At 67.3% G+C, this 25403-nt stretch carries 24 protein-coding genes; 16 read left to right on the forward strand and 8 right to left on the reverse strand.

What is annotated here, in order from left to right; translation table 11 throughout:
* The first annotated feature begins 49 nt into the window (after positions 1 to 49).
* Complete coding sequence (locus ACFQQC_RS00975) at positions 50 to 952, forward strand: DUF3883 domain-containing protein (protein WP_376858824.1); 903 nt, start codon at positions 50 to 52, stop codon at positions 950 to 952.
* Here ACFQQC_RS00975 and ACFQQC_RS00980 read toward each other — a convergent pair.
* The 4 genes from ACFQQC_RS00980 to ACFQQC_RS00995 all read right to left on the reverse strand — a co-directional run bounded on the left by ACFQQC_RS00980 (position 945) and on the right by ACFQQC_RS00995 (position 2835).
* Positions 945 to 1142 carry a hypothetical protein gene (locus ACFQQC_RS00980; RefSeq protein ID WP_376858826.1) on the reverse strand — a complete coding sequence of 66 codons (198 nt, stop codon included), beginning with the start codon at positions 1140 to 1142 and terminating at the stop codon, positions 945 to 947. The genes ACFQQC_RS00975 and ACFQQC_RS00980 overlap by 8 nt on opposite strands.
* Before the next feature lie 53 nt (positions 1143 to 1195).
* Positions 1196 to 1948, reverse strand: a complete 753-nt coding sequence (locus ACFQQC_RS00985) for an SseB family protein (RefSeq protein ID WP_376858828.1) — start codon at positions 1946 to 1948, stop codon at positions 1196 to 1198.
* 120 nt (positions 1949 to 2068) lie between these two features.
* Entirely contained in the window at positions 2069 to 2632 is a 564-nt protein-coding gene (locus ACFQQC_RS00990) for an OmpA family protein (RefSeq protein ID WP_376858830.1), read from the reverse strand.
* A complete protein-coding gene (locus tag ACFQQC_RS00995) occupies positions 2632 to 2835 on the reverse strand; it encodes a hypothetical protein (protein ID WP_376858831.1) in 204 nt (67 codons plus the stop codon). Before ACFQQC_RS00995 ends, ACFQQC_RS00990 begins: the two co-directional genes overlap by 1 nt.
* A gap of 40 nt (positions 2836 to 2875) precedes the next feature.
* On the opposite strand from ACFQQC_RS00995, the gene ACFQQC_RS01000 reads away from it, so the two are divergent.
* Complete coding sequence (locus ACFQQC_RS01000) at positions 2876 to 3718, forward strand: hypothetical protein (protein ID WP_376858833.1); 843 nt, start codon at positions 2876 to 2878, stop codon at positions 3716 to 3718.
* A 36-nt stretch (positions 3719 to 3754) separates the two neighbouring features.
* Here the strand turns inward: ACFQQC_RS01000 and lepA are convergent, their stop codons facing one another.
* Entirely contained in the window at positions 3755 to 5563 is a 1809-nt protein-coding gene (gene lepA / locus ACFQQC_RS01005; protein ID WP_376858835.1) for a translation elongation factor 4, read from the reverse strand.
* Positions 5564 to 5790: 227 nt separating this feature from the next.
* Here lepA and ACFQQC_RS01010 point away from each other — a divergent pair, with 227 nt between their 5' ends.
* Both ACFQQC_RS01010 and ACFQQC_RS01015 read left to right on the forward strand, forming a co-directional pair.
* Positions 5791 to 6939: an efflux RND transporter periplasmic adaptor subunit gene (locus ACFQQC_RS01010; protein ID WP_376858837.1), complete on the forward strand. Its 1149-nt coding sequence runs from the start codon at positions 5791 to 5793 to the stop codon at positions 6937 to 6939.
* 15 nt (positions 6940 to 6954) lie between these two features.
* Positions 6955 to 10086 carry an efflux RND transporter permease subunit gene (locus ACFQQC_RS01015; RefSeq protein WP_376858839.1) on the forward strand — a complete coding sequence of 1044 codons (3132 nt, stop codon included), beginning with the start codon at positions 6955 to 6957 and terminating at the stop codon, positions 10084 to 10086.
* Between the two features lie 305 nt (positions 10087 to 10391).
* Here the strand turns inward: ACFQQC_RS01015 and ACFQQC_RS01020 are convergent, their stop codons facing one another.
* Together ACFQQC_RS01020 and nhaA are read right to left on the reverse strand one after the other, a co-directional pair.
* Entirely contained in the window at positions 10392 to 13031 is a 2640-nt protein-coding gene (locus tag ACFQQC_RS01020; protein ID WP_376858841.1) for a TonB-dependent receptor, read from the reverse strand.
* Between the two features lie 244 nt (positions 13032 to 13275).
* A complete protein-coding gene (gene nhaA / locus ACFQQC_RS01025; protein WP_376858843.1) occupies positions 13276 to 14475 on the reverse strand; it encodes a Na+/H+ antiporter NhaA in 1200 nt (399 codons plus the stop codon).
* 193 nt (positions 14476 to 14668) lie between these two features.
* Here nhaA and ACFQQC_RS01030 point away from each other — a divergent pair, with 193 nt between their 5' ends.
* From ACFQQC_RS01030 to ACFQQC_RS01085, 12 genes are all read left to right on the forward strand, one after another.
* On the forward strand, positions 14669 to 16087 hold the full coding sequence (locus ACFQQC_RS01030; RefSeq protein WP_376858845.1) for a protein adenylyltransferase SelO: 1419 nt from the start codon (positions 14669 to 14671) through the stop codon (positions 16085 to 16087).
* Positions 16088 to 16189: 102 nt separating this feature from the next.
* Entirely contained in the window at positions 16190 to 16408 is a 219-nt protein-coding gene (locus tag ACFQQC_RS01035; protein ID WP_376858847.1) for a hypothetical protein, read from the forward strand.
* The gene (locus ACFQQC_RS01040) at positions 16405 to 16599 is read left to right on the forward strand and encodes a helix-turn-helix transcriptional regulator (RefSeq protein WP_376858849.1); all 195 of its coding nucleotides are present in this window, start codon (positions 16405 to 16407) and stop codon (positions 16597 to 16599) included. The genes ACFQQC_RS01035 and ACFQQC_RS01040 overlap by 4 nt, the downstream gene beginning before the upstream one ends.
* Positions 16600 to 16661: 62 nt before the next feature.
* On the forward strand, positions 16662 to 17639 hold the full coding sequence (locus tag ACFQQC_RS01045) for a TraB/GumN family protein (protein ID WP_376858851.1): 978 nt from the start codon (positions 16662 to 16664) through the stop codon (positions 17637 to 17639).
* 305 nt (positions 17640 to 17944) lie between these two features.
* Complete coding sequence (locus tag ACFQQC_RS01050) at positions 17945 to 18367, forward strand: DoxX family protein (RefSeq protein WP_376858852.1); 423 nt, start codon at positions 17945 to 17947, stop codon at positions 18365 to 18367.
* Between the two features lie 157 nt (positions 18368 to 18524).
* Complete coding sequence (locus ACFQQC_RS01055) at positions 18525 to 19010, forward strand: MerR family DNA-binding transcriptional regulator (protein ID WP_376858853.1); 486 nt, start codon at positions 18525 to 18527, stop codon at positions 19008 to 19010.
* Positions 19011 to 19012: 2 nt separating this feature from the next.
* The gene (locus tag ACFQQC_RS01060) at positions 19013 to 20797 is read left to right on the forward strand and encodes an acyl-CoA dehydrogenase C-terminal domain-containing protein (RefSeq protein ID WP_376858855.1); all 1785 of its coding nucleotides are present in this window, start codon (positions 19013 to 19015) and stop codon (positions 20795 to 20797) included.
* Between the two features lie 122 nt (positions 20798 to 20919).
* Positions 20920 to 22083: an acyl-CoA dehydrogenase family protein gene (locus ACFQQC_RS01065; RefSeq protein ID WP_376858857.1), complete on the forward strand. Its 1164-nt coding sequence runs from the start codon at positions 20920 to 20922 to the stop codon at positions 22081 to 22083.
* A 39-nt stretch (positions 22084 to 22122) separates the two neighbouring features.
* The gene (locus ACFQQC_RS01070; protein WP_376858858.1) at positions 22123 to 22380 is read left to right on the forward strand and encodes a type II toxin-antitoxin system Phd/YefM family antitoxin; all 258 of its coding nucleotides are present in this window, start codon (positions 22123 to 22125) and stop codon (positions 22378 to 22380) included.
* A complete protein-coding gene (locus tag ACFQQC_RS01075) occupies positions 22377 to 22637 on the forward strand; it encodes a Txe/YoeB family addiction module toxin (protein WP_376858860.1) in 261 nt (86 codons plus the stop codon). Before ACFQQC_RS01070 ends, ACFQQC_RS01075 begins: the two co-directional genes overlap by 4 nt.
* Positions 22634 to 23353, forward strand: a complete 720-nt coding sequence (locus ACFQQC_RS01080) for a 16S rRNA (uracil(1498)-N(3))-methyltransferase (RefSeq protein WP_376858862.1) — start codon at positions 22634 to 22636, stop codon at positions 23351 to 23353. The genes ACFQQC_RS01075 and ACFQQC_RS01080 overlap by 4 nt, the downstream gene beginning before the upstream one ends.
* Positions 23354 to 23547: 194 nt before the next feature.
* The gene (locus ACFQQC_RS01085; protein WP_376858864.1) at positions 23548 to 24909 is read left to right on the forward strand and encodes a glutamate--cysteine ligase; all 1362 of its coding nucleotides are present in this window, start codon (positions 23548 to 23550) and stop codon (positions 24907 to 24909) included.
* On the opposite strand, the gene ACFQQC_RS01090 is transcribed toward ACFQQC_RS01085, so the two are convergent.
* Complete coding sequence (locus ACFQQC_RS01090; protein WP_376858866.1) at positions 24910 to 25296, reverse strand: hypothetical protein; 387 nt, start codon at positions 25294 to 25296, stop codon at positions 24910 to 24912.
* Between the last annotated feature and the right edge of the window lie 107 nt (positions 25297 to 25403).

Genomic DNA, 25403 nt, shown 5'->3' on the forward strand with positions numbered 1-25403 from the left:
GGAGAGGGTTGAAAAATGCGGGCGACCACCTGGCGCCGCTTGGCCGCCTGTGCCTAACCTGGGATGGGCAGGGCGCATGGCAGACCAATCCAAAGTAGGTACCGACTGGCAGGCGGATGAGCTGGAGGCGATTGTCGCCGACTACTTCTCCATGCTCGTCGATGAGCTCGCTGGACGGCACTACATCAAATCCCACCACAACAAGGCGCTGCAGGCGCGGATTGGGCGGACAGCCGGCTCGATCGAGCGGAAGCACATGAACATCTCCGCCGTGCTGCGCGAACTCAGCCTGCCTTTCATCGACGGCTACAAGCCCTTCTCGAACTTTCAGGACGCTCTGGGCCGCACGATCGAGCGATATCTGGTCCGGCATCCGGACATCCTGACCGGCGACGCCATCCTGCCGGCTTGGGCGCGCCGAACGCCGGCCTCCGAGTTCTCGGTCGTCGCGGAGGCGCCCGCCCTGTTCGAAGACGCGCAGCCGCCGTCGCCTGCGCTGCCCAGACAACCGCGCCCGGAAGGCCTTGAGCGACTTGTCCGCAAGTTCGATCCGACGATGCGAGACCTCAGGAACCGAACGCTCGGCAAGGCGGGAGAGGCGCTGGTCTTCGACTTTGAGCAACGACGGCTCACCGCCCTTGAGCGGCCAGATCTCGCGAAGAAGGTGCGTTGGGTGGCGGATGAAGACGGCGACGGCGCGGGTTACGACATCCACTCGTTCGACCGGCACGGCAACGACCGGCTGATCGAGGTGAAGGCGACGGCCGGCGGGCGAACCTCCCCCTTCTTCGTGACCCGCAACGAACTGGCGCTATCACAGGAGCGGCCTGACCATTTCCGCCTGTACCGGCTCTACGAAATCGCCAAGGCGCCGCGCATGTTCAGACTGAAGCCGCCCATCGAACAGGCCGTAACCCTGGAGCCTGAAACATGGCGTGCCCGGGTCAGCTGAACCTGATCAGCTCATATTTCTCCGCAAACCACGCCACGAAATCCTCCGGTGTCTCGCCGACGCGCCAGTAGCGGAGGACGTCGTCGTCGGACCAGCCGGCGTCGTCGGCGTCGATGCACCAGTCGCGCTTCATCACCGCGTTGACGCGATCGAGCCAGTCACGACAGGCCTGAGGCAGTGCGGCGGACATGCGGTCGATGCTGTTTCAGCGCCGACCGCGATGCAACCATCCGTGGGTTGTGGCTAAACCACCTTCACCCCCACCCCGTCCTCGTTCGTGCGTCCCACGGCGACGTCGAAGACTTCCTGGCCGAAGGACAGGCCGGTGACGGCGCGGTTGAGGATGGCGACGACCTCGTCGGAGGGGCGGTCGGTGCGGACGTCGAGATACCAGCCGACACGGTTGTCCGACGCCCAGGCGGCGCGGGCCAGCCAGGCGCTGTCGACGGGATAGCCGGCGAAGGCCGTCTTCAGGCGGTCGATCAGGACCACCGGCTCCTGACCGGTGACGACGGGATAGAGCTGGACCGCGCCGGTGGGGCGGAGGGGCGCGGGCGCGGGGGCGTGTTCAAGCACGGCCTTGAGCTGCTCGGGGGCCAGCACGATGCCGCGACCACCGTCCGGATTGAGCAGGACCAGAGAGTTCTGCAGCATCGACAGCAGGGCGCGGCCCTTCATGGCCAGGATGCGGGTGTCCTCGCCGAACATGCCGACGGCGCGGCGCGGATCGGTGAACAGGGTGACGGTGTCGCGGCCGTCGTTGAGGACGACCCCGCGCAGGACCAGTTGCTCGCCCTCGCGCAGAACCTTGTGGCCGTCGTCGCCGTGGACGCCGCCGACGCTGCCGGCCTCGGGCACGGCGTAGAGATCGGCTTCCAGCATCAGGCGCTCGAACAGGCCCATCTTCGACGGATCCGCCAGCCCTTCGTAGAGGGCGACCTCGAGCGGGTTCAGCGGATTGTCGGTGAAGACGAAGGGCGCGGTCGCGTCGGTCATGGTCGGCTCACTGGAAACGGGCCGACAGATGACGGGAGCAGGCGCTCGGCGTCAACGAAGAACGCAGGGCCTGACGGCGACCGGAAGGGGGTAGCCGCCGTCAGGATGCGCCTGTCCGGTTTACGCCAGGACGACGATGGTCACGCGGCGGTTCTGGGCGCGGCCTTCCTCGGTGTCATTCGAGGCGACCGGGTTTTCCTCGCCGTAGGAGATGGCGCCCATGCGGTTCAGGGCGACGCCGCGACGGCTGAGGTAACGCCGCACGGCCTCGGCGCGGGCTTCGCCCAGGCGGTCGTTGTGGGCCTCGTCGCCGACGCTGTCGGTATAGCCCTGGATCTCGAGGTAGACGTTCTGGTTTTCGCTGGCGAGACGCTGGGCGAACTCGGTCAGGCGGGACTCGGCCTCGGGCGACAGGGTGTTGCCGTCGGTCGGGAACTTCACCGAGTCATCGGACAGAACGACTTCATACAGGAACTTGCCTTCCGCCAGCTTGTGGGCCGCATTGGCGCGGGCGAGCGCCTCGCCGGCGGTGCCCTCGACCGTGGTCACGCGGGCGTCGACGACGGCGGTCTGGTCGCGCACGAAGCGGTGGCTGGCGCAGCCCGAAGCGGCGACGCCGAAGGCCAGGATGACGCCGACGGCGGCTGCCGTTCTGAATTGCGGTTTGATCAAGTGTCTCTCCATCAATGATCCGGTGCGCCAAGCCCGGTTGTCGCGCGTGCCACCCAGCACAGGTTGCCCAACGGCGAACGGCGGCCAAGGTTGCATGAGACGAAAAGAAGCTGTGCAGAGAACTGATCGAAATTGATCTGGTTCGGATAACGGTAAAGCTTGAACTGGACTGCGTGACGGGCGCCATGATGCTGACGCGGATGCAGGATCATCATGCATCGTCGGAAACTGATCTAACAGCGTTCGGGAGAACGGATGAGCGAGACGGGACGACGCCGGACCCTGAGGCATACGGGCGCCGCCGCCGGGGCGGTGCTGGCGCATCTGGTCCTGCTGCCGGTGGTGTTCGCTGCGCGCGAGACGCCTGACGACCTGTCCCTGCCTGTCGAGCCCGTGGTGATGGTGGAGCTGTTCACGCCGCCGCCCCCTCCGCCACCGCCGCCACCGCCCGCGCCGACGGACGCCCCGCCGCCTCCGGGCCCGAAGGCCGAGACGCCGACACCCGCCCCGGCGGCGGCCCAGCCCGCGCCGACCGTTCGCCCGCCGGCGACCCGCCCCCCGCCCCGGCTGCGCCCCGCCCGCCCGACGCCGCGCATGGATTCGGTCCCCCTGCCCGCCTCGACGCCCCCTACCCCGCCCGAGATCGCCATGCCGACGATCGGCGACGCCCAGTTGGCCGGCGCCCTGCGCGCGGGCGCGGGTTCGGGCGGCGGCGGCGGTGGAGGCGGCTCGGGCGGCGGGGGCGGCGGCGGATCCGGCGACGGCGGCGGCTGTGATCTGGTGCGCGAGATCCAGAACGCCCTGCGCGAGGACGGCGAGGTGCGCGAGGCGGTGATGGCGGCCCACCGCGCCGCCGGCTCGAACCGCGCCCTGCTGGTCTGGGACGGCGACTGGCGCCAGACGCCGGGGCAGTCGGGCAAGGGGCTGGCGGGGGTGCGTCAGGCCATCGCGCTGGAGGTCGCCTTCGCCCCGCAGGCCTGCCGTCGCGAGGCGATGCGCGGCATGGTGCTGTTCACCCTCAGCGACGGACCCGGCGCGGCCCGGGTGGCGCTGGGCGCGGGCAGCTGGCGATGGAGTGATCTGCTGGGCGGGCGGTAGAAAAAAGGGGAGCCGAACCGGCTCCCCTCGTGTCTCTCAATCCTCGTCCATCTTGAGCGCGGCGATGAAGGCTTCCTGCGGGATTTCGACCTTGCCGAACTGCCGCATGCGCTTCTTGCCTTCCTTCTGCTTCTCCAGAAGCTTCTTCTTCCGGGTGGCGTCGCCGCCGTAGCATTTGGAGGTCACGTCCTTGCGCAGGGCGCGGACGGTTTCGCGGGCGATGATCTTGCCGCCAATGGCCGCCTGGATCGGAATTTGGAACATGTGCGGAGGGATCAGCTCCTTCATCTTCTCGACCATGCCGCGGCCGCGGGTCTCGGCGCGGTTGCGGTGGACCAGCATCGACAGGGCGTCGACCGGCTCGGCGTTCACCAGGATCGACATCTTCACCAGATCGCCGACCTTGTAGTCCGTGATCTCGTAGTCGAACGAGGCGTAGCCCTTCGAGATCGACTTCAGGCGGTCGTAGAAGTCGAAGACCACCTCGTTGAGCGGCAGTTCGTAGACGACCATGGCGCGGGTGCCGACCCAGGTCAGTTCCTTCTGCTCGCCGCGACGGTCCTGACACAGCTTGATCACGCCGCCGAGGTACTCCTCGGGCGTCAGGATGGTGGCTTTGATCCACGGCTCGGAGATGTCCATGATCTGCATCACGTCCGGCAGGTCCGCCGGGTTGTGCAGGTCGATCTGCGAACCATCGCGCAGGTCGATCTTGTAGACGACCGAGGGGGCCGTCGCGATCAGGTCGAGGTTGAACTCGCGGCTGAGGCGCTCCTGGATGATCTCGAGGTGCAGCAGGCCGAGGAAGCCGCAGCGGAAGCCGAAGCCGAGGGCCGCCGAGCTTTCCATCTCATAGGTGAAGGAGGCGTCGTTCAGGCGCAGGCGGGCGATGGCCGCGCGCAGGTCCTCGAAGTCGGCGGCGTCCACCGGGAACAGGCCGCAGAAGACCACCGACTGGACTTCCTTGAAGCCCTTCAGCGGTTCGGCGGTCGGCTTCTTCTCGTCGGTGATGGTGTCGCCGACGGCGGCGTGGGCGACTTCCTTGATCTGGGCGGTGATGAAGCCGACCTCGCCCGGGCCGAGCTGATCGACCGGGGTGTTCTTGGGCAGGAAGACGCCGACGCGGTCGACCAGGTGGGTCGAGCCGTTCTGCATGAATTTCACGCGTTGGCCGGCCTTCAGCACGCCATCGAAGACGCGGACCAGCAGCACGACGCCGAGGTAGGGGTCGTACCAGGCGTCGACCAGCATGGCCTTCAGCGGGGCGTCGATGTCGCCCTTGGGCGCCGGCAGACGGGTGACGATGGCCTCCAGCACATCCTCGATGCCGATGCCCGACTTGGCCGAGGCCATGACGGCCTCCGACGCGTCGATGCCGATGACGTCCTCGATCTGGGCGCGGACCCGGTCGGGTTCGGCGGCCGGCAGGTCGATCTTGTTCAGGACCGGCACGATCTCGTGGTTGTTGTCGATCGCCTGATAGACGTTGGCCAGCGTCTGGGCCTCAACGCCCTGCGAGGCGTCGACGACCAGCAGCGAGCCTTCGCAGGCGGCCAGCGAGCGCGACACCTCATAGGCGAAGTCGACGTGGCCCGGCGTGTCCATCAGGTTCAGGACGTAGTCGAGCCCGTCCTTGGCCTTGTAGGTCAGGCGCACGGTCTGCGCCTTGATGGTGATGCCGCGCTCCTTTTCGATGTCCATGTTGTCCAGGACCTGCGCGGACATTTCGCGCGCGGTCAGCCCGCCCGTGTACTGGATCAGGCGGTCGGAGAGCGTGGACTTGCCGTGGTCGATGTGGGCGACGACGGAGAAGTTGCGGATGCGTTCGATAGGGGTGGTCGGCATGGTCCGGCGCGCCTAGCACGGCAGGCGGAAAAGCGCCAACGGAACGGCGTCACGGTTAATCCCCGCTACTGATTTTGTTACGGATTACATCCTCGTAACGCGACGCTTTGTCGGTTTCCGACAGCTTGGGGAAACGTTATTCAACGACGGATGACAACCGGACGCCCCGATGGGCGTTGTTTCGCTCGACCGCGCGCCTCCCCGCGCGGCCGCCAAGGGGATTCCAAGTGTCGATCAAGCTTCAAGGCCGCTGGACTGTCGCCGCCACCCTGATGACCGCAGCCGTCGCGCTGGCGGCCTGCGGCGGGGGCGAGGAGAAGGCGGACACGGGCGCCAGCGCCCAGACCGTCGCCGTCCAGACCGCGACCACGCAGAATCTGGCCCGCACCGTCACGGCCTCGGGCACGGTGACGGCCTGGGAAGAGGTGCCGGTGGGCGCCGAGACCGGCGGACTGGTGGCCACGGCCGTCTATGTCGATGAAGGCTCCTATGTGCGTCAGGGACAGCCGCTGGTGCAGATGAACACCGCCCTGCTGGACGCCCAGGTGCGCCAGCAGCAGGCGGCGGTGCAGACCGCGGAGGCCAACGCCGCCCGCGATGACGCCGCCCTGGCCCGGGCGCAGGAGCTGAAGGAACGCGGCTTCCTGAGCCAGGCCTCGCTGGATACGGCGCTGGCCAACCAGCGCGCCTCGGCGGCCAATCTGGCCTCGGCCCGCGCGGCCCTGGCCGAGACCCGCACCCGCCAGTCGCAGGCGACCATCCGCGCGCCCGTCTCGGGCCAGATCATCAGCCGCAGCGTGACCCGCGGCCAGATCATCAGCGCCGGGACCGAGCTGTTCCGCATGGTGCGTGACGGCCGTCTGGAGCTGGACGCCCAGGTGCCGGAGACCGAACTGGCCCTGATCCGCGCCGGCCAGACCGCGCAGGTGACCTCCAGCCAGGCCGCGCCGACGACCGGCACGGTCCGGATCGTGACGCCGGAAGTGAACGCCGAGACCCGGCTGGGTCTGGCCCGTGTCGCCCTGGCGCCGGGAAGCGCGCTGCGCCCCGGCATGTTCGCCCGCGCTGTCATCGATGTGGGCGAGCAGCCCGCGACCGTCGTGCCGACCGCCTCCATCCTGTACCGCAACAATCAGGCGGGCGTGTTCGTGATGGCCAGCGGCGACACCGTTCGCTTCCAGCCCATCACGGTGCTGAACCGCCAGCAGGACCGCACCGCGGTGTCCGGCGTCGCCGTCGGCGCGCGGGTGGTGGTACAGGGCGCAGGCTTCCTGAACCAGGGCGACCGGGTTCGCGTGGCCTCGGCGACGCAGGCCCAGCAGGCCGTCACCCAGCAAACCGAAGCCCAGTCGGCCGCCCCGGCCAGCGCCCACTAAGCGGAAGCGACCGACATGAACCAGATTTCCTCCTGGTCGATCCGGAACCCGATTCCGATCATCCTGCTGTTCGTCCTGCTGACGATCGCCGGCGCCGTCGGCTTCGCCAGCATGCGGATCAACAACAACCCCGACGTCGACTTCCCGCTGGTCTCGGTCACCGCCGCCCGTCCGGGCGCGGCGCCGGCCGAGATGGAGGTGCAGGTCACCCGGCTGATCGAGGACTCCCTCGCCGGCCTGTCTGGCGTGCGTCACATCAATTCGAACATCTCCGACGGCGTCTCCTCGACCATCATCGAGTTCGAACTGGGCACCGACACCGACCGCGCGACCAATGACGTGCGCAACGCCATGACCGGTCTGCGCGCCAGCCTGCCGCAGGACATGCAGGAACCGGCGGTTCAGCGCATCGACATCACCGGCGACGCCCTGATCACCTATGTGGTCCGCTCGCCGACGATGTCGCCGGAGGAGATCAGCTGGTTCATCGACAATGAGGTCAGCCGCTCGCTGCTGGCGCTGGGCGGGGTCGGAGAGGTCAACCGCTCGGGCGGCGTGGATCGCGAAATCCGCGTCGAACTGGACCCCCAACGCCTGTCCGCCTACGGCGTGACGGCGGCCCAGGTCAGCCAGGCGCTGACCAGCGTGAACAACAACCTGCCCGGCGGCCGCGTGACTGTGGCCGGGTCGGAACGGGCTGTGCGAACGGTCGGTTCGGCGACCTCCGTGCAGCAGCTCCGTGAGACGCTGGTGCCGCTGGACGGCGGCCGGACGGTGCGTTTGGGCGATCTGGGCTCGGTCGAGGACAAGTGGGGCGAGCCGCGCCGGATCGCCCGCTATGACGGTCAGGAGGCCGTGACCTTCAACTTCCTGCGCTCGCGCACGGCCTCCGAGGTCAAGGTGGCCGAAGCCGTCCGCGCGGAAGTCAAACGCCTGGACGAGGCCAATCCCAACCTGACCATCCAGCAGGTCACCTCGAGCGTGAAATACATCGAGGAAAGCTACCTGGCCTCGCTGGAAGCGCTGGGCCTCGGCGCCCTGCTGGCCGTGATCGTGGTGTTCATCTTCCTGCGGGACTGGCGCGCGACCTTCATCGCGGCAATGGCCATGCCGTTGTCGCTGATCCCGACCTTCGCTCTCCTGGCGCCCATGGACCAGTCACTGAACACGGTGACCCTGCTGGCCCTGTCGCTGACCATCGGCATCCTGGTCGACGACGCCATCGTGGAGATCGAGAACATCGTCCGGCACATGCGGGACGGGAAGCCGCCCTATGCGGCCTCGATCGAGGCGGCGGACGAGATCGGGCTGGCTGTCGTGGCGACCACCGGAACCATCATCGCCGTCTTCGCCCCGGTCGGCTTCATGCCGGGCATCATCGGCCAGTTCTTCAAGGCCTTCGCCCTGGCCGCCTGTATTTCAGTCTTCTTCTCGCTGGTCGTGGCGCGGACGCTGACGCCGCTGATGGCGGCCTTCATGCTGAAACACACCAAGCACGAGGACAAGGATCCGTTCTGGATGAACGGCTACCTGCGGGGGCTGCGCTGGTCGCTGGCCAACCGCTGGAAGGTCTTCGTGCTGGGCTTCCTGTTCCTGATCGGCTCGATCGGCGCGTCGGTCGTGGCGAAGATGTCGTTCGAGTTCATGTCGCCCGCCGATGAAGGTCGCGCCGCCTTCCAGGTGGAGACGCCGCCGGGATCGACCCTGGCCCAGACCGACGCCGTCGTGCGCGAAGTCACCCGCAAGCTGGAAGCCCGGCCCGAGGTCACCTCCGTCTATGCCGCCATCGGCGGTCAGGATGTGAACCAGGCCAACATCTATGCGGACATGGTGGGCAAGGGCGATCGCGACCTGACCCAGCAGCAGTTCGCCCGGGTCATGGTCGATGAGATGAAGACCATCCCCGGCGCCCGCATCCGCGCCGGCATCGCCCAGCAGGGCGGCGGACCGGGCGACGGCACCAGCTACACCTTCTCCATCCTGGGCGACGATCCCGCGACGCTGGACGCCGCCGCCCGCAAGGTCGAGGAGGAGATGCGCGGGGTCCAGGGTCTGGCCAACATCGTCAACACCGCCGCCATCGCCCGCCCCGAGATCGTGGTCACGCCCCGGGCTGACGAAGCGGCCCTGCTGGGCGTGTCGGCCGGTTCGATCTCGCAGGCCGTGCGGGTCGCCACCATCGGCGACATCGACCAGAACCTGCCGAAGTACAATCTGGGCGACCGCCAGATCCCGATCCGCCTGCAACTGACCGAAGCAGCGCGCGAGGATCTGACCGTGATCGAGAACCTTCGGGTGCCGACCGCCACCGGCGGACAGGTGCCGCTGAGCGCCGTGGCGGACGTCGCCTTCGGCGCGGGCCCGGCCACGGTCACCCGTCAGGACCGCTCACGAGTAGCCTCGATCACCGCCGAACTGAACGGCATCACCACCGGCGCCGCCGGTCAGGCGGTGAACCAGCTGCCGTCGGTGAAGAACCTGCCCGCGGGCGTGCGTCAGGTGCCGGCGGGCGATGCGGAGTTCATCCAGGAGATGATCATCGGCTTCGCCATCGCCTTCGTCTCGGGCATCCTGCTGATGTATGCGGTGCTGACTCTGCTGTTCAAGAGCTTCGCCTACCCGATCACCATCATGGCGGCCTTGCCGCTGGCCATCGGCGGCGCCTTCATCGCCCTGGCGCTCGCGGACAAGAATTTCTCCATGTCCGCCCTGATCGGGGTGCTGATGCTGATGGGGATCGCGGCCAAGAACTCCATCCTGCTGGTCGATTATGTGATCATGGCCGAGAAGGAGGGGATGAGCCGCTACGAGGCCATCATGGACGCCGCCCACAAGCGGGCGCGGCCGATCCTGATGACCACCTTCGCCATGGGCGCCGGCATGGTGCCGATCGCCATCGGCGTGGGCGCGGACGTCGAGTTCCGCTCGCCGATGGCGGTGGCGGTGCTGGGCGGGCTGATCTCCTCGACCTTCCTGTCCCTGCTCTACATCCCGGCCATCTTCACCATCGTGGACGATATCGCCGGCTGGATCGGTCGCCATTTCGGCGGCGGACTGGCGGCCCGCAAGGCCGAGGGCGAGGGCCGACAGGCGGCGTTGGCGCAGCCTGCCCCGGAAGGGCCGGACGGGATCGACGAGCGCTGGTAGGGCGCTTGAGTGGCGAGTGGCGAGTGGCGAGTGGCGCGCCCGCTCCGACCCGGGTGATTGGTGATTGGTGATTGGGGCGGGGCGTTTTCAGACGCTCCGCCCCTTTCGTTACTGCGCCAGGCCGACCCCCTGACGTTCCAGACCCGGTCGGCCCGCCCAGGCCCACATCGAAAACGGCCGTGGGGCCGCCGCTCGCCTGTTCACCAATCACCAATCACCCCCCGCCCGCCCGGCGGTGAGCGGCCAAAACAAAACCGGCCGGGGTCGCCCCCGGCCGGTTTCCCGTTTCAGCGATGCTGAAGCGATCAGTATTTGAAGCGCAGGCTCACACCGTAGGTGCGCGGCTGGCCCAGGAAGGCGTCGTAGGTCTGGGTGTCCAGGTTGCCGTTATAGAAGGTGCCCGGGTGGGTGCCGCCGGTCTGCAGGGTCGACTGGAAGGCGGTGCCTTGCAGCGGACCGTTGTAGGCGACCTGCACATACTCTTCGTCGGTCAGGTTCTGGGCCCAGACGTCAACCGTCCAGCTGTCGTCCTCGGCGCCGAACGAGATACGGCCGTTCAGCGTGGTGAAGGCGTCCTGCATCTTCCAGGGCAGCAGATCCGAACCGGTGTTGTACTCGCTCATGTACTTGCCGGCGAGGCTGAAGCCGGCGCGCAGGCCGTTGCCGATGCTGCGGTCATAGTTGACCGAGGCCGACAGCGACCATTCCGGAGCGAACGAGGCGCGGGCGCCCGGCAGCAGCGACAGCTGCGGGAAGTTGCCCGGGTTGGTCAGGTCGGCGGCGGTGAAGTTGCCGTACTCGGTGTTGGTGTAGGTCACGCCGCCGCTCAGGCTCAGGCCCTCGACCGGGGTGAACCACAGCATGTCGGCGTCGATGCCGCGCGAGGTCAGCTCGGGGATCGATTCCACCACGAAGGCGGTGCCGAGGAAGGTGTTGAGCTGGAAGTCGTTGAACGTCTGGTCGAAGTAGGTGGCGTTCAGCAGCAGGGTGCGGTTGACCAGCGTCATCTTCACGCCGGCTTCGTAGCTGTCCACCACTTCCGACGGGAACAGCAGCGAGGCCACCGGGGTGATGCCGGTCTGCACGCGGTCCAGGTTGTAGCCGAAGCTCTTGTAGCCGCGAGCGTACGACGCATAGGCCATGACCGAGTCGTTCAGGCGGTAGGACGCCTTGATCGTTCCGCTCAGCTCACCGTCATCGAAGTTTTCCTCGATGTTGCGGTTGGCGTAGGCGGCGTTCGCCCAGGGCAGGCAGGCGTTGCCGATGATGGTCGCGGCCGTGGCCGGGCTGCCCAGGGCGCCGGCGATGGCGGCGGCGTTGGCGCCGAAGGCGGCGCAGGTCGCGCCGTTGCCGTTCACGTTACGCTGCTGGGCGCTCAGGCTCTTGTCGTCCTGGGTGTAACGCAGGCCCAGGGTCAGGTCGAACTGATCGGTGATGTGCCAGGTGTTGTTGGTGAAGATCGCCAGCGACGACGATTCCTGGTCGTAGAAGTCGGCGACGCCCTGGCCGACGACGAAGCCCGGGCCCGAGGCCGGGACGGCGCCGTAGAGGCAGCCGCCGAGGCCGGCAGCGGTCTGGCCCGGCGCGGTGAAGCAGCCGATACGGCCCGGGTTGATCGGGATCGGTCCGGGAGGGGTCGGGGCGCCGGCGGTGGCGGCGTTCAGCTGGGCGGTCAGCAGCAGCGACAGGAAGGGACCGTAGTCGGCGCCGAAGTAGTAGGTGTCGCCGCGACCGATACGCTCACGGGTGGCGAACACGCCGACCAGCCAGTCCAGACGCTCGTTAGAGCCGGCCAGGCGGAATTCCTGGGTCAGGTTGTCGACCGAGTAGCCGTAACCGCCGTTCTGTTCGCGATACAGGATGTCGGCGCCGGTGTAGTCGATATCCATGCCGATATCGCCGCTCCAGTCGCGCCACGACGAGATCGAGGTGAAGGTCGCGCCGCCGAACAGGTCCGGGAGGTCGATGTTGGCTTCCAGCGAGACACCCATGTCCTGGATGTCCTGGCCGGTGCCGCGGTTGGCGAAGGCCTGACGCGAGAACGGCAGGGCGCCGAAGCCGGTGGCCGGCGGACGCTGGCCGGTGCCGTTCGAGACCAGGTCGACCAGCGGATAGGTCGGGCCGGTGCGGATCTGGACGCCGGTGCAGCAGTATTCATCGCGGGTCGTGTAGTCGGCGATGAAGCGGATCGAGGTGTTGTCGTTCGGCAGCCACAGCAGTTGGCCGCGGAAGGTCGAGAAGTCCTGGTTCTGGTCGTCCTTCTCGGCGCGGGGACCGTCGCCGATGTTGACGTCATAGAAGCCGTCACGCTCGCGGTGACCGGCGTACAGGCGGAAGGCCAGCTGGTCGGTGATCGGGCCGGTGACCGAGGCCGAGACGCCGACGGCGCCGTAGTTGCCCATCGTCAGCTCGCCGCTGGCGCCGTAGTTGAACGACGGCGCTTCGGTCAGGATGTTGATGACGCCGGCCGAGGTGTTCTTGCCGAACAGGGTGCCTTGCGGCCCCTTCAGCACCTCGATGCGGCTCATCTCGCCCAGGTCGCCGAAGCCGACCGAGTTGCGCGAGCGATAGACGCCGTCGATCACGACGCCGACCGAGCTTTCCAGACCGGGGTTGTCGCCGACGGTGCCGACGCCGCGGATACGCGCGGTGGTCGAGGCTTCCGACTGGGTCGAGGTGACGGTCATGCCCGGGGTCAGGATCTGCAGATCCTTGATGTCACGGACGCCCGCGTTCTCCAGCTGCTCGGCCGGCAGGCTGGTGACCACGATCGGCACGTCCTGCAGGTTCTGCTCGCGCTTCTGGGCGGTGACGATGATGTCGTCGATGGTCGTCGCCTGCTCCTGCCCGGCGCTCTGCGCGGAGGCGACCCCGGCGAAGCCGAAGACACAGGCGCCGATGACGGCGGCCGAAACGGTGGTGCGAAGATTGTTGGTGAGGCGCATGCCCACTCCCCGACTGAGGCCGGGCCCGCACTTTGGCGGAGACCGCGGCGTTTCCTGATCCCATGGGCCGCGCTCTTACGTGGAACGCGATACTCCAGTTGTCTTTGGGTAACTCAGGCGGGACTCACCGACAAGGAGCGCTGTTTGGCCACGCCGCATTTCATGGGTAGGCGAAGCGGAACTGTGACGCAAAAGCGACAAAAACCGATGACGCAACGTCAATATTTGCTCAGTTCTTGCGATTTTACGGGGCGCTAGCGGCCAATTTTTTGCGCTTTCTGGCCGCGATCCCGAGAACAATTGCGCCAGTGATCGCTGATAACATAGAGCCGGCGAGCACCCCGATCTTCACCTCGACCTGTTCCGGCGAGTCGATCGCGCCCGGGAAGGCGAGCACGCCGATGAACAGGCTCATGGTGAAGCCGACGCCGCAAAGCAGGCTGACGCCGTAGAGCTCCAGCCAGGTCGAACCGGTCGGCCGACGCCCAAGCCCGGTCACCGACGCCAGCACCGCCGCGCCCATCACCCCGATCTGCTTGCCGATGAACAGGCCCAGGGCGATGCCCAGCACCAGCGGCGCGAAGGCCTGCTCCAGCGACAGGCCGGCGAAGCTGACGCCCGCCTTGGCGAAGGCGAAGATCGGCAGGATGACGTAGGCCACATAGGGGTGGAGGTCGTGCATCGCCTCGCGCAGGGGGCTTTGCCCGTCGGAGCGCCGCTCCTGGATCGGCACGATGGCGGCGAAGGCCACGGCGGTCAGGGAGGTCGACAGCCCCGCCTGCACAGTCAGGTACCAGACCATGCCGAAGCCCAGCACCCAGAAGGGCGACGGGATCTTCTTCCAGCGCGCGACCAGCGCCCCGATGACCAGCAGGCCGGCGATCCAGAGCAGGGGCCCGATCTGGACCCCACTGGAGAAGAGGATGGCGATCAGGGCGATGGCACCCAGGTCGTCGACGATGGCGAGGGTCAGCAGGAAGACCCGCAGCGAGGACGGCAAATTGCGCGCCACCATGGCGAAGACGGCCAGGGCGAAGGCGATGTCCGTGGCCAGCGGGATCGGCCAGCCCGCATGCGGCCCGGCGAAGGCGGTGGAGAAGATCAGATAGATCAGGCCGGGCGCCAACATGCCGCCGATCGCGGCCAGCACCGGCGTCGCCAGCTTGCGCGGATCACTGAGCTCGCCGCGCAGGATTTCGTATTTGATCTCCAGCCCCACGACGAGGAAGAAGATCGCCATCAGACCTTCCTTGATCCAGTCGGAGATCGTCAGCTCGAGCATGATGGGGCCGAGCTGGAGGACGTGCTCGCTCTTCAGCCAGCCGAAATAGTCCTTCGACCAGGGCGAGTTGGCGACGATCAGCGCCAGCAGGGCGGCGAAGCCGAGAACCGCGCCGGAGCCGGCCTCTGTCTTGAGGAAGTCGAGTGTCAGTTTGCGCGCCATGTCGCCTCCGAACCAAATGGGGGTTTCATGACGCCCGGTTATCGACGGACGCCGGACCGGATTCACCTGGGCGCCGGCCTGACCACAACCACGAAAGCGGCGGGCCCGATGTCTGCCTTTACAATACGGTCGGAGGCCTGAGGTTCAAGGCAAAACGGTTGCGAAAGGCCGATTGAGGCCGCATCTGCGCCCCATGCCCGTCTCCCCGACCTACCGCCCCGAGCCCCGCTTCTTCGATCTGGGAGGCGAGTACGGCGATCCCGTGCGCGCCGCCGACTTCCCCGAGACCCGCCTGCGCTTCCGCAACGACCGGGCGGCGGCGACCGTGGGACTGGAGACGCTGACGGACGCGGAGTGGATCGCCCATTTCGGCCGCTTCGTGCCCCTGCCCGGCCAGCCGGGTCCGGTGGCCATGCGCTATCACGGCCATCAGTTCCGCCACTACAATCCGGACCTGGGCGACGGGCGGGGGTTCCTCGCCGGTCAGCTTCGAGACGATGAGGGGCGCCTGCTGGACCTGGGCACCAAGGGGTCAGGCACGACGCCCTGGTCACGCACGGCGGACGGGCGGCTGACGCTGAAGGGCGGGGTGCGCGAGGTGCTGGCGGCGGAGATGCTGGAGGCGCAGGGCGTGCCGACCAGCCGGGCTTTCAGCCTGATCGAGACCGGCGAGGCACTGCAGCGCGGCGACGAGCCCTCCCCCACCCGCTCGGCGGTGCTGGTGCGGCTGTCGCACAGCCATATCCGCTTCGGCACCTTCCAGCGTGCGGCCTATTTCGGAAGACCGGACATGGTCGAGGCGCTGGTCGAGCATTCGCGGTCGCTCTACCACCCCGACCTGGCCGAGGGCGACGTTCCCGGCTTCATGCGCGCCGTGGTCGAGGCCTCGGCGCGGCTGACCGCGCGCTGGGTGGCGGCGGGCTTTGTGCACGGGGTGCTGAACACCGACAATCTGAACGTCACCGGCGAGAGCTTCGACTACGGCCCCTGGCGCTTCCTGCCGTATTACGAGCCCGGCTTCACGGCGGCCTATTTCGACCAGACGGGGCTCTACGCCTTCGCCCGCCAGCCGGAGGCGGTGTTCTGGGCCCTGACCCAGTTGGGCGGGGCATTGAAGCTGATCGCCGACGCCGAGGCCCTGACCGAAGCGCTGAACGGCTTCGGCCCGGCCTATATCCGCGAGCTGCGCGCGGCCTTCCTGTCGCGACTGGGGGTGAAGAGCCTCGGCGAGGCGGCGGACCAGAGGCTGTTGGACACCACCCTGGCCCTGTTGCGCGAGGGCGGCGAGGCGATGCGCTGGGAGCCGTTGTTCCATGACTGGTTCGGCGGCTTCGCCTCTTCGGCCCGGGCGCTCTCGGGGCCCCGCGCGACCCTGTACCAGAGCAAGGTCTTCGCCGACTTCCGCTTCAGCCTGTTCGACCACGAGCCGGACCGGCCCGAGCGTCTGGAAGCCGCGCCCTTCGCCCGGCCCGAGCCGGAGGAGATGGTGATCGACGAGGTGGAGACGATCTGGGCCGCCATCGACGGCGGAGACGACTGGACGCCCTTCCACGAGAAAATCGCTCGCCTGCGAGCCATGGGAGCCGCCCGAAACCCCACTGAAAGCCCCTGACTGCGGGCTTCAGGCAAGCTTGCTTGTCATGATGTAAAACACGCTTGACTTAGACTGGCGGCGATGTAAAACACCCTTGTCACAACGACAGGGAGCCTTGTCATGACCAAGTCGATTTCCGAATACGAATGGCGCTCGCCGGGCGCCGCCACCTTCATGCTGCTGATCACCGTGGTCGTCGCGTCGGGGCTGACGGAGCCGCTGCCGCTGTGGCCGGAACACTGGGGCTACACGCCGTCGATCGGTTCGGCGGCCATCGTGGTCGCCCTGCTGAACGCCCTGATCAGCTTCAGCCGCCGCTACGGGTGGGACGCCGAATGAGCCCCGCTCTTCCGCTGAAAACGCTTCGGCTGGAGCGCAACCTGACCCAGGCGGAACTGGCCCGCCGCCTAGGGATCTCAAGCCGGACAGTTCGGGCGATGGAGGCCGGGACCTACTCGCCCTCCATCACCCTCGCCTGCCGCGTCGCCCGCGAACTGGGCCGCCCCGTGGAAGCCATCTTCCACCCCTGAGCCCCAGGCTCTGCTTCTTTCCGCGGGATCGACCCGCACCCCACACATCAAGGAACACGACCATGACCACCAGCACCGCTCTGGGGCGCGCCGCCTCATGCCTTGAACGCTTCGCCGGCGGGCTCTGCCTGACCCTCGTCGCCAGCGCCTTCCTCCATGTCGCCGGAGCCCAGGCCCAGGAGGCGCCCGCCGCCGCTCCGGCCGCTGCTGTCGCCGCCCCCGCGCCCCGCGCCGCCGGCGACGGCCCGCCGCTGTGGGTGATCCGCGACGCCGACTCGACCGTCTATCTGTTCGGCACGATCCATCTGCTGCGCCCCGGCACGGCCTGGGGGTCGGACAAGGTCGACGCGGCCTTCGATAGCGCCTCCGAAGTCTGGTTCGAACTGTCGAACCCGGACGACCAGACCGCCATGATGACCGCAATGCGCGACCATGGCCTGTCGCCGGACCGCCCGCTGTCCAGCCGCCTGACGCCCGAAGAGAAGGCGCGGCTCGACGCGACGGTACGGTCGATGGGCATGGATCCGGCGCAGATCGATCCGATGCGCCCCTGGTTCGCCGCCATGATGGTCGCGATGACGCCCCTGACGACCGCCGGCTACGACCCGACCGCCGGCGTCGAACCGAACCTGCGCAGCCGGGCGCTGGCCGCCGGAAAGACGCTGCGCGGCTTCGAGACGATGGACCAGCAGATGGCCGGTCTGGCCAGCATGAGCGAGGACGGCGAGACCACCTATCTGCGCCACTATCTGGCGACCCATGACACGGCCGCGCAGCAGCTGGACCGCGCCGTCGCCGGCTGGACGGCCGGAGATCTGGACGCCATGGCGGTCTACGCCCGGAACAACGGGCGTGACATTTCCGATGAGGCGCACGAGATCTTCATGGCCCGCCGCAACGCCGACTGGGCCGGACAGATCGAGACCCTGCTGGCCGGATCGGGCACCGCCTTCATCGCCGTCGGATCGGCCCATCTGGTCGGCGAGGACAGCGTGCAGGCGCTGCTGGCCGAGAAGGGTATCCACGCCGTTCGGCAGTGATCGCATCGCCTGCTGACAGGATGTTGGCAGCAGGGCTACGGTACAGCTTCCCGGGTCGGCGCAGCGTCGGCCCGGGAGTTGTCATGACCTGTCGCCAGACGCCGTTCCAGAGCCCGTCGGACCGCCGGGAGAGCACACTCACATTACAGCGATTTATGATTGCGGCCACGCTTCCGCCGCGAGCCGCTGTCACAGGAAAGTCACGTATCGTTACGCTCCGATCCGGACCTCTTGCAGGACCGCGAAGCCAATCCGATATCGCGCCTGTTACCAATACAAGAGCGCCCTCGACGGCGTCATCGAAAATGACTTCTCAGACCTACACCCCCGCCCGCGCGCGGCTGAACGCCAGCTACCGGAACCTGACCCTGTGGACCCTGCAGGGCTGGGTCGCGATGTTCTTCGTCGCGGCCGGTTACGCCAAGCTGACCGAGCCGTTCGCCAATCTGATCGACCTGATGCGCTGGCCCGCCTTCGCGCCGGAGAACCTCGTGCGCGGCCTCGGCGTCGCCGAGATCGTACTGGCCGTGCTGATGCTGGCGCCGGTCATCTCCTGGAAGCAGGGCCGCCCGCTGCTGGTCGTCGCCGCCGCCGGCCTGCTGGCGCTGGAAACGGTCATGCTGGCGATCCACGCCACCGGCATGGACGTCGGCCCGGCCGTGACCAACCTGATCCTGATCGCCATGACCGCGCCGGTCCTGTGGCTGCGGGCGCGGGAAGTGCGCTGATCTGAGGCAGCAGGTTTCAGGCAGCAGGCAGCAGGGCCGCGGCGGAAACGCTGCGGCCCTTTGCACGTCTGACGCCGCCTCACTCCTGCTGCCTGCTGCCTGCCGCCTCGAAAAGCTTCCCTTTACGTCCGCGTAAAGTTTGCGCTATGCCTTTCGCATGGCGACCGCTGACGATCACCGCACCTATTCCATCCGCCAGCTGTGCCGCGAGTTCAGCGCGACGGCGCGCGCCCTGCGTTTCTATGAGGACAAGGGGCTGCTTAATCCGGCGCGCAAGGGTCAGACCCGCGTTTATGACGCCCGCGACCGCGCCCGGCTGAAACTGATCCTGCGCGGTCGCCGCATCGGCTTCAGCCTGCAGGAAATCCAGTCGATGCTGGATCTGTACGACCGCAAGGACCACAACGCCCATCAGATGGCCGTGGCCCTGCGCCAGCACCGCGCCCAGATCGCGGCGCTGAAGCAGCAGCTGGAAGACATCGAAGGCGCCATCGAGACGGCGGAAGAAGCCTGCCGCTGGATGGAGGAGAAGCTGGGCGAATACCGTCCCGACCTGCTGCCCGGCGCCGACGAATACGCGAGCCTGATGAAGGCGCGCCTGAACACCGAACACCACCACCAGCCCTTCAAAGCGAGAGCCTGATCATGGCCTACAAGGCGCCTGTCCGCGACCTGACCTTCATCCTGTCCGAAGTGCTGGAGATCGATCGCTACACCAACCAGCCGGGCTTCCAGGACGTGTCGTCCGAGCTGGCCCAGCAGATCCTCGAAGAGGCGGGCAAGTTCGCTGACGAGGTCATCGCCCCGATCAACAACCCGGGCGACAAGGAAGGCTGCACCTGGGCCGAGGGCGGCGTGGTCACCACGCCCAAGGGCTGGAAGGAAGCCTATCACCAGATGGTCGAGGCCGGCTGGCCCTCGCTGATGATGGACCCGGCCTACGGCGGTCAGGGCATGCCTTCGGTCATCGGCTCGGCCGTGGGCCAGTTCACCGCGGGCGCCTCGGCGGCCTTCTCGATGTATCCGGGCCTGACGGCCGGCGCCTGGGCGGGCATCCACGCCAACGCCTCGGAAGAGCTGAAGCAGAAATATCTGCCGAAGATGTCGACCGGCGAATGGACCGGCACCATGAACCTGACCGAGCCGCAGTGCGGCACCGATCTGGGCATGGTTCGCACCAAGGCTGTGCCGAACGGCGACGGCAGCTATTCGATCACCGGCCAGAAGATCTGGATCTCGGCCGGCGAGCACGACTTCGCCGACAACATCATCCACACCGTGCTGGCCCGCGTCGAAGGCGCGGTCCCGGGCATCAAGGGCCTGTCGCTGTTCGTGGTGCCGAAATTCCTCGTCAACGAGGACGGCTCGCTGGGTGAGCGCAACACGCTGGAATGCGCAGGCCTTGAGCACAAGATGGGCATCCACGGCAACGCGACCGCCGTCATGCAGTACGACGGCGCCAAGGGCTGGCTGATCGGTGAAGAAGGCCGCGGCATGAACAACATGTTCGTGGTCATGAACGAGGCCCGTCTGGGCACCGGCCTGCAGGGGCTGGCCATCGGCACCGCCGCCTATCAGGCCGCCGTCGAGTTCGCCCGCGACCGTCTGCAGGGCCGCTCGCTGACCGGACCGAAGAACCCGGACGGCCCGGCCGATCCGATCATTGTCCACCCGGACGTGCGCCGCATGCTGCTGGAGGCCAAGGCCTTCGTCGAAGGCGGCCAGGCCTTCATCCTGTGGACCGCGCTGCAGGCCGACCTGGAGAAGTCGGAAGACGAAGCCGTCGCCACCAAGGCCAAGGACTACATGGGTCTGCTGACCCCGGTGCTGAAGGCCTATCTGACCGACAAGGGCTTCCACGCCGCCTCGCTGGCCATGCAGGTCCACGGCGGTTCGGGCTACACCGAACACTTCCCGGCCTCGCAGTACCTGCGTGATGCGCGCATCACCATGATCTACGAGGGCACCAACGGCATTCAGGCGCTGGATCTGGTCGGGCGCAAGCTGCCCGCCGCCGGCGGCCGCGCCATCATGAGCTGGTTCGGCGAGATCGACGCCTTCGTCGCCGAGCACAACGGCAATGACTCGGTGAAGCCCTTCATCGACGGCCTGGCCGACGCCAAGAAGAAGCTGCAGGACGGCACCATGTGGCTGATGCAGAACGGCATGGCCAACCCGGACAACGCCGGCGCCGCCTCGACCGACTATCTGAACATCTTCGGCATCACCGCCCTGGCCTATGTCTGGGCCCAGATGGCGATCGCCGCGCAGAAGCAGGTGGACGCCGGTTCGACCGACCCGTTCTACACCGGCAAGCTGCAGACCGGCCGCTACTTCGTCGAGCGCATCCTGCCGGACGCCGACGCCCATCTGAAGAAGCTGAAGACCGGCGCGGACGTCCTGATGGACATGCCGGCGGACGCCCTCTGACGACGCCTTCGGGCGCAAACGACAAGACGACAGCGGGCCGTCGCCTTCGGGCGGCGGCTTGACTGCCGCGACGTGACGCAACCAGTCACACACCAGTTCAACAGGAAACGCCGGGCCCGATCATGAACGTCCTCAACAGCCCCGACCCCACCTTCATGCAGGACGAGGAGATCACCCTCTTCTCGGACAGCGTCGGCAAATGGATCGACGAACACGCGCCGCTGGAGAAGGTTCAGCAATGGATCGCGGACTCGTCCGTGCCGCGCAAGCTGTGGAACGACGCCGGGGATGCGGGCCTGCTGGGCCTGTCGATGCCGGAAGAGGACGGCGGCTTCGGCGGCGACTATCGCCACGAAGTGGTGCTGATGCGCCAGCTGGGCTGGAAGGGCGCGGACCACTTCGGCATCTCGCTGCACAACGCGATCGTCATGCCCTACGTCTGGCACTACGGCACCGAGGAGCAGAAGCAGCGCTGGCTGCCGCGTCTGGTGTCGGGTGAACTGGTCGGCGCCATCGCCATGACCGAGCCGGGCGCGGGCTCGGACCTGCAGGGCGTGAAGACCACCGCCATCAAACAGGGCGATCACTACGTCCTGAACGGCTCCAAGACCTTCATCACCAACGGTCAGCTGGCCAATTTCATCATCGTGGTCGCCAAGACCGACCCGGCCGAGGGCGCCAAGGGCACCAGCCTGATCGTGGTCGAGACCGACGGCGCCGAAGGCTTCGAGCGCGGCCGGAACCTGCACAAGATCGGCATGGAGGCGAATGACACCTCCGAGCTGTTCTTCAACGACGTGAAGGTGCCGCTGGAGAACGTCATCGGCGGGACCGAGGGGCAGGGCTTCATCCACCTGATGCAGCAGCTCCCGCAGGAGCGCCTGAACATCGCCATCCAGGGCGTCGCCGCCGCCGAGCGCGGACTGGAGTCGACCCTGGCCTACGTCAAGGAGCGCAAGGCCTTCGGCAAGCGGATCCTCGACTTCCAGAACACCCAGTTCAAACTGGCGGAGGTGAAGACCAAGCTGACGGTGGCCAAGGTCTTCGTCGACCACTGCATGGGCCTGCACCTCGAGGGCAAGCTGGACGCCGCCACCGCCTCGATGGCCAAATACTGGGTCACCGACATCCAGGGCGAGGTCATCGACGAGATGCTGCAGCTGCACGGCGGCTACGGCTACATGAACGAGTATCCGATCGCCCAGCTGTACAAGGACGCCCGCGTCCAGCGCATCTACGGCGGCACGAACGAGATCATGAAGCTGCTGATCGCGCGGACGCTGTAATTCTTGCCCCAATGTACGCAATCACGTACATTGGGAGCCATGAACGCGATCTCGATCACCGAACTGCGTAAAAACCTCGCGGCCGCCGTAGACCGCGTGACGCAGGACCATGACTACACGATCATCACCCGGGATGGCGGCAAGCCCGCCGCGGTGCTGATGTCGCTTGAGGATTTCGCCTCGTGGCAGGAGACGGACTACCTGCTCCGCAGTCCGGCGAACGCCGCGCGACTGCGGGAGGCGATCGCTGAGCTGGACGCCGGGGGCGGGCAGGTTCGCGAGTTGATCGAGGAATGAAGCTCACCTTCCAGACGCGAGGCTGGGAGGACTACCTTCACTGGCAGGAGACCGACCGGAAGATGCTCCGGAAACTCAACGGCCTCATCAAGGAATGTCTTCGCACTCCGTTTGAGGGCACGGGCAAGCCGGAACCTCTGAAAGGTGAGTTCCGGGGGTGGTGGTCCCGGCGCATCGATCAGGAGCACCGGTTGATCTACCGCGCCACCGAAGACGGCTTGCTCATCGCCCAGTGCCGGTACCATTACGACCGATGATCCGCCTCCACATCCCCCAGCCCCTCACCCCCGGCGCCGCGCTGGCCCCGACTCTCGATCAGTCGCGTTACCTGACGCAGGTGATGCGGCTGAAGGCGGGGGACGAACTGCTGGCCTTCAACGGCAAGGATGGCGAGTGGCGCGTCAGCGTGGCCGAGGTGCTGAAGAAGGGCGTGGTGCTGAAGGCCGAGGCACAGGTCCGCGAACAAATCACGCCGCCGGACGTGCACCTGATCATCGCCACGGTGAAGAAGGCGGCGCTGGAGTTCGCGGTGGAGAAGGCGACCGAACTGGGCGCCGCGCGCATCCGGTTGACCACCACCGCCCGCACCCAGCCACAGCATCTGCGCCTCGATCGGCTGGACGCCATCGCCGAGGAAAGCGCCGAGCAGACCGGGCGGCTGGACGTGCCGCCGGTGGACAAGCCGGAAAAGCTGGACGCCCTGCTGGATGGCTGGGACGCCTCGCGCCGCCTGATGTTCTGCGACGAGACTGGCGGCGCCCCGGCCATGACTGCGCTGCAGGCGGCGGGCGCGGGTCCCTGGGCCATCCTGATCGGACCCGAAGGCGGCTTCACGCCCGAGGAGGGAGAGCGGCTGCGCGCCCTGCCCTTCACCACCGCCGTATCGCTGGGGCCGCGGGTGCTGCGGGCCGACACCGCCGCGACCACCGCCCTGACCCTGTGGCAGGCGGCGATCGGCGACTGGGACCGCTGACACGACCGGAAATGACGCATCCGCGGAGTAGTCTGATCGCCGACCAGATCCGCACTGTTCGCACTGTTCGCACCCTGTTTTTTACGCCGCGTGTTTTGCGGGGCGACCGACCGCCAGACATCAATTCAAACAGCCTCTTGAGCAAACGCCACGGTCGGCCCATCTAGCCGCGACACCAGAGGTTACAGATCGACATGGCCGACGCCGAACCGCTTTCCCGGGAAGACCTGATCGGGGCCATGTCGAAGGGCATCAAGCCGCGCGCCGAATGGCGCATCGGCGCCGAGCACGAGAAGTTCGGTTTTGACCGCTCGACCCTGCGCCGCCCGACCTATGAAGGCCCCAACGGCATCAAGGCCATGCTGGACGGCCTGACCCGCTTCGGCTGGGACAAGGTCTATGAGGGCGACAACGTCATCGCGCTGGAGCGCAGGAACGGCGAGGGTCTGAGCTCCTCGATCAGCCTGGAGCCGGGCGGGCAGTTCGAACTTTCGGGCGCGCCGCTGAAGGACGTCCACGAGATCTGCAACGAGACCGGCCAGCACCTGATGGAGGTCAAGCAGGTCGCCGACCAGCTGAACCTCGGCTTCCTCGGCGCCGGCTTCGATCCGATGTGGGCGCGCGAGGACGTGCCCGTCATGCCCAAGGGCCGCTACGGCATCATGCGCGCCTATATGCCGAAGAAGGGTTCGCTGGGCCTCGACATGATGCTGCGCACCTGCACCATCCAGTCGAACCTCGACTTCGAGAGCGAGGCCGACATGGTGGCCAAGTTCCGTACCTCGCTGGCGCTGCAGCCGATCGCCACGGCCCTGTTCGCCAACAGCCCCTTCACGGAAGGCAAGCCGAACGGCTTCCTGACCGCCCGCGCCAACGTCTGGACCGACACCGATCCGGACCGCACCGGCATGCTGGACTTCGTCTTCCAGGACGGCTTCGGCTTCGAGCGCTACGCCGACTATGCGCTGGACGTGCCGATGTATTTCGCCAAGCGCGGGGGTCATTACATCGACCTGTCGGGCCGCTCGTTCCGCAAATTCATGGAGGGCGGGCTGGATGATCTGCCCGGCGAGCTGGCGACGCTGAAGGACTGGAACGACCACCTGACGACCCTCTTCCCCGAGGTTCGGCTGAAGGCCTATCTGGAGATGCGCGGCGCCGACGGCGGGCCGTGGAGCCGCATCTGCGCCCTGCAGGCCCTGTGGGCCGGCGTCCTGTATGACGCCCCGTCGCTGGCCGCCGCCTGGGATCTGGTCAAGGACTGGGACATCGCCGATCACGAGCGCCTGCGCCGGGACGTGACCCGTCTGGGCCTGAAGGCCGAGGTCGGCGGGCGTACCGTCCGCGACGTAGCCGTCGACATGGTCGAGATCGCCAAACAGGGGCTGAAGAACCGCGCCCGCTTCTCGGGCGGCATGGTCGACGAGCGCGGCTATCTGTCCGAGCTGGAAGACATCGCTGACAGCGGGATCACCCCGGCCGAGCGACTGCTGGAGTTGTACCACGGCGAGTGGCAGGGCGACCTGACGCGGCTGTACCGCGACTTCGCCTACTGATCAGTTGGGGGTGACCAGCCCCTGCAAGCCGACGAGGATGGCGATCACGCCATAGACGGCAAGCACCAGACCGGCGCCGGTCGAGCCGCTGGCAGGCAGGTCACGACCGGTGCGCGTGCGCAGATTGAGCCGGTCCCAGAGCAGCAGGACGCCGGTAATGACGGCCACGATCTCGAAGTGGAAGACGCGCGGCCCGCTGATCAGATGGACGATCAGATACCAGCCGCCCGTCACCAGGGCGACGACACCCACGATCCAGCCGAACGGCCCCAGCCTGCGCGCGAAGCCGGCCAGATTGTCGCCGATGGACGGCAGCCGCGCCAACAGGCCGATGGCCAACAGGAAGCCGCCGAGAATATTTGCGAGGTCAAGCAGGAGAGCGATCATCCAGATCGAATGTCCGGCCGGGCGCCGCGTTCCGTCCAACTGACATCTGTGTCGGCAAGGCGACCTTAACGGTGACTGGCGTAGCGTCGATCTCATGCCGGGCCGGA

This window comes from Brevundimonas sp. GCM10030266 (assembly GCF_042666595.1).
GTDB lineage: Bacteria > Pseudomonadota > Alphaproteobacteria > Caulobacterales > Caulobacteraceae > Brevundimonas.

What these genes read in the sequence shown, in the direction of transcription:
- ACFQQC_RS01090 (WP_376858866.1), bottom strand. Translation starts at nt 25,296, where the DNA reads ATGATCGCTCTCCTGCTTGACCTCGCAAATATTCTCGGCGGCTTCCTG.
- ACFQQC_RS01065 (WP_376858857.1), top strand. Translation starts at nt 20,920, where the DNA reads ATGAACGTCCTCAACAGCCCCGACCCCACCTTCATGCAGGACGAGGAG.
- ACFQQC_RS01055 (WP_376858853.1), top strand. Translation starts at nt 18,525, where the DNA reads ATGGCGACCGCTGACGATCACCGCACCTATTCCATCCGCCAGCTGTGC.
- ACFQQC_RS01030 (WP_376858845.1), top strand. Translation starts at nt 14,669, where the DNA reads ATGCCCGTCTCCCCGACCTACCGCCCCGAGCCCCGCTTCTTCGATCTG.
- ACFQQC_RS01035 (WP_376858847.1), top strand. Translation starts at nt 16,190, where the DNA reads ATGACCAAGTCGATTTCCGAATACGAATGGCGCTCGCCGGGCGCCGCC.
- ACFQQC_RS01015 (WP_376858839.1), top strand. Translation starts at nt 6,955, where the DNA reads ATGAACCAGATTTCCTCCTGGTCGATCCGGAACCCGATTCCGATCATC.
- ACFQQC_RS00980 (WP_376858826.1), bottom strand. Translation starts at nt 1,142, where the DNA reads ATGTCCGCCGCACTGCCTCAGGCCTGTCGTGACTGGCTCGATCGCGTC.
- ACFQQC_RS01080 (WP_376858862.1), top strand. Translation starts at nt 22,634, where the DNA reads ATGATCCGCCTCCACATCCCCCAGCCCCTCACCCCCGGCGCCGCGCTG.
- ACFQQC_RS01060 (WP_376858855.1), top strand. Translation starts at nt 19,013, where the DNA reads ATGGCCTACAAGGCGCCTGTCCGCGACCTGACCTTCATCCTGTCCGAA.
- ACFQQC_RS00995 (WP_376858831.1), bottom strand. Translation starts at nt 2,835, where the DNA reads ATGATGATCCTGCATCCGCGTCAGCATCATGGCGCCCGTCACGCAGTC.
- ACFQQC_RS01050 (WP_376858852.1), top strand. Translation starts at nt 17,945, where the DNA reads ATGACTTCTCAGACCTACACCCCCGCCCGCGCGCGGCTGAACGCCAGC.
- nhaA (WP_376858843.1), bottom strand. Translation starts at nt 14,475, where the DNA reads ATGGCGCGCAAACTGACACTCGACTTCCTCAAGACAGAGGCCGGCTCC.
- ACFQQC_RS01085 (WP_376858864.1), top strand. Translation starts at nt 23,548, where the DNA reads ATGGCCGACGCCGAACCGCTTTCCCGGGAAGACCTGATCGGGGCCATG.
- ACFQQC_RS01075 (WP_376858860.1), top strand. Translation starts at nt 22,377, where the DNA reads ATGAAGCTCACCTTCCAGACGCGAGGCTGGGAGGACTACCTTCACTGG.
- ACFQQC_RS01020 (WP_376858841.1), bottom strand. Translation starts at nt 13,031, where the DNA reads ATGCGCCTCACCAACAATCTTCGCACCACCGTTTCGGCCGCCGTCATC.
- ACFQQC_RS01000 (WP_376858833.1), top strand. Translation starts at nt 2,876, where the DNA reads ATGAGCGAGACGGGACGACGCCGGACCCTGAGGCATACGGGCGCCGCC.
- ACFQQC_RS01070 (WP_376858858.1), top strand. Translation starts at nt 22,123, where the DNA reads ATGAACGCGATCTCGATCACCGAACTGCGTAAAAACCTCGCGGCCGCC.
- ACFQQC_RS01045 (WP_376858851.1), top strand. Translation starts at nt 16,662, where the DNA reads ATGACCACCAGCACCGCTCTGGGGCGCGCCGCCTCATGCCTTGAACGC.
- ACFQQC_RS01040 (WP_376858849.1), top strand. Translation starts at nt 16,405, where the DNA reads ATGAGCCCCGCTCTTCCGCTGAAAACGCTTCGGCTGGAGCGCAACCTG.
- ACFQQC_RS00990 (WP_376858830.1), bottom strand. Translation starts at nt 2,632, where the DNA reads ATGGAGAGACACTTGATCAAACCGCAATTCAGAACGGCAGCCGCCGTC.
- lepA (WP_376858835.1), bottom strand. Translation starts at nt 5,563, where the DNA reads ATGCCGACCACCCCTATCGAACGCATCCGCAACTTCTCCGTCGTCGCC.
- ACFQQC_RS00985 (WP_376858828.1), bottom strand. Translation starts at nt 1,948, where the DNA reads ATGACCGACGCGACCGCGCCCTTCGTCTTCACCGACAATCCGCTGAAC.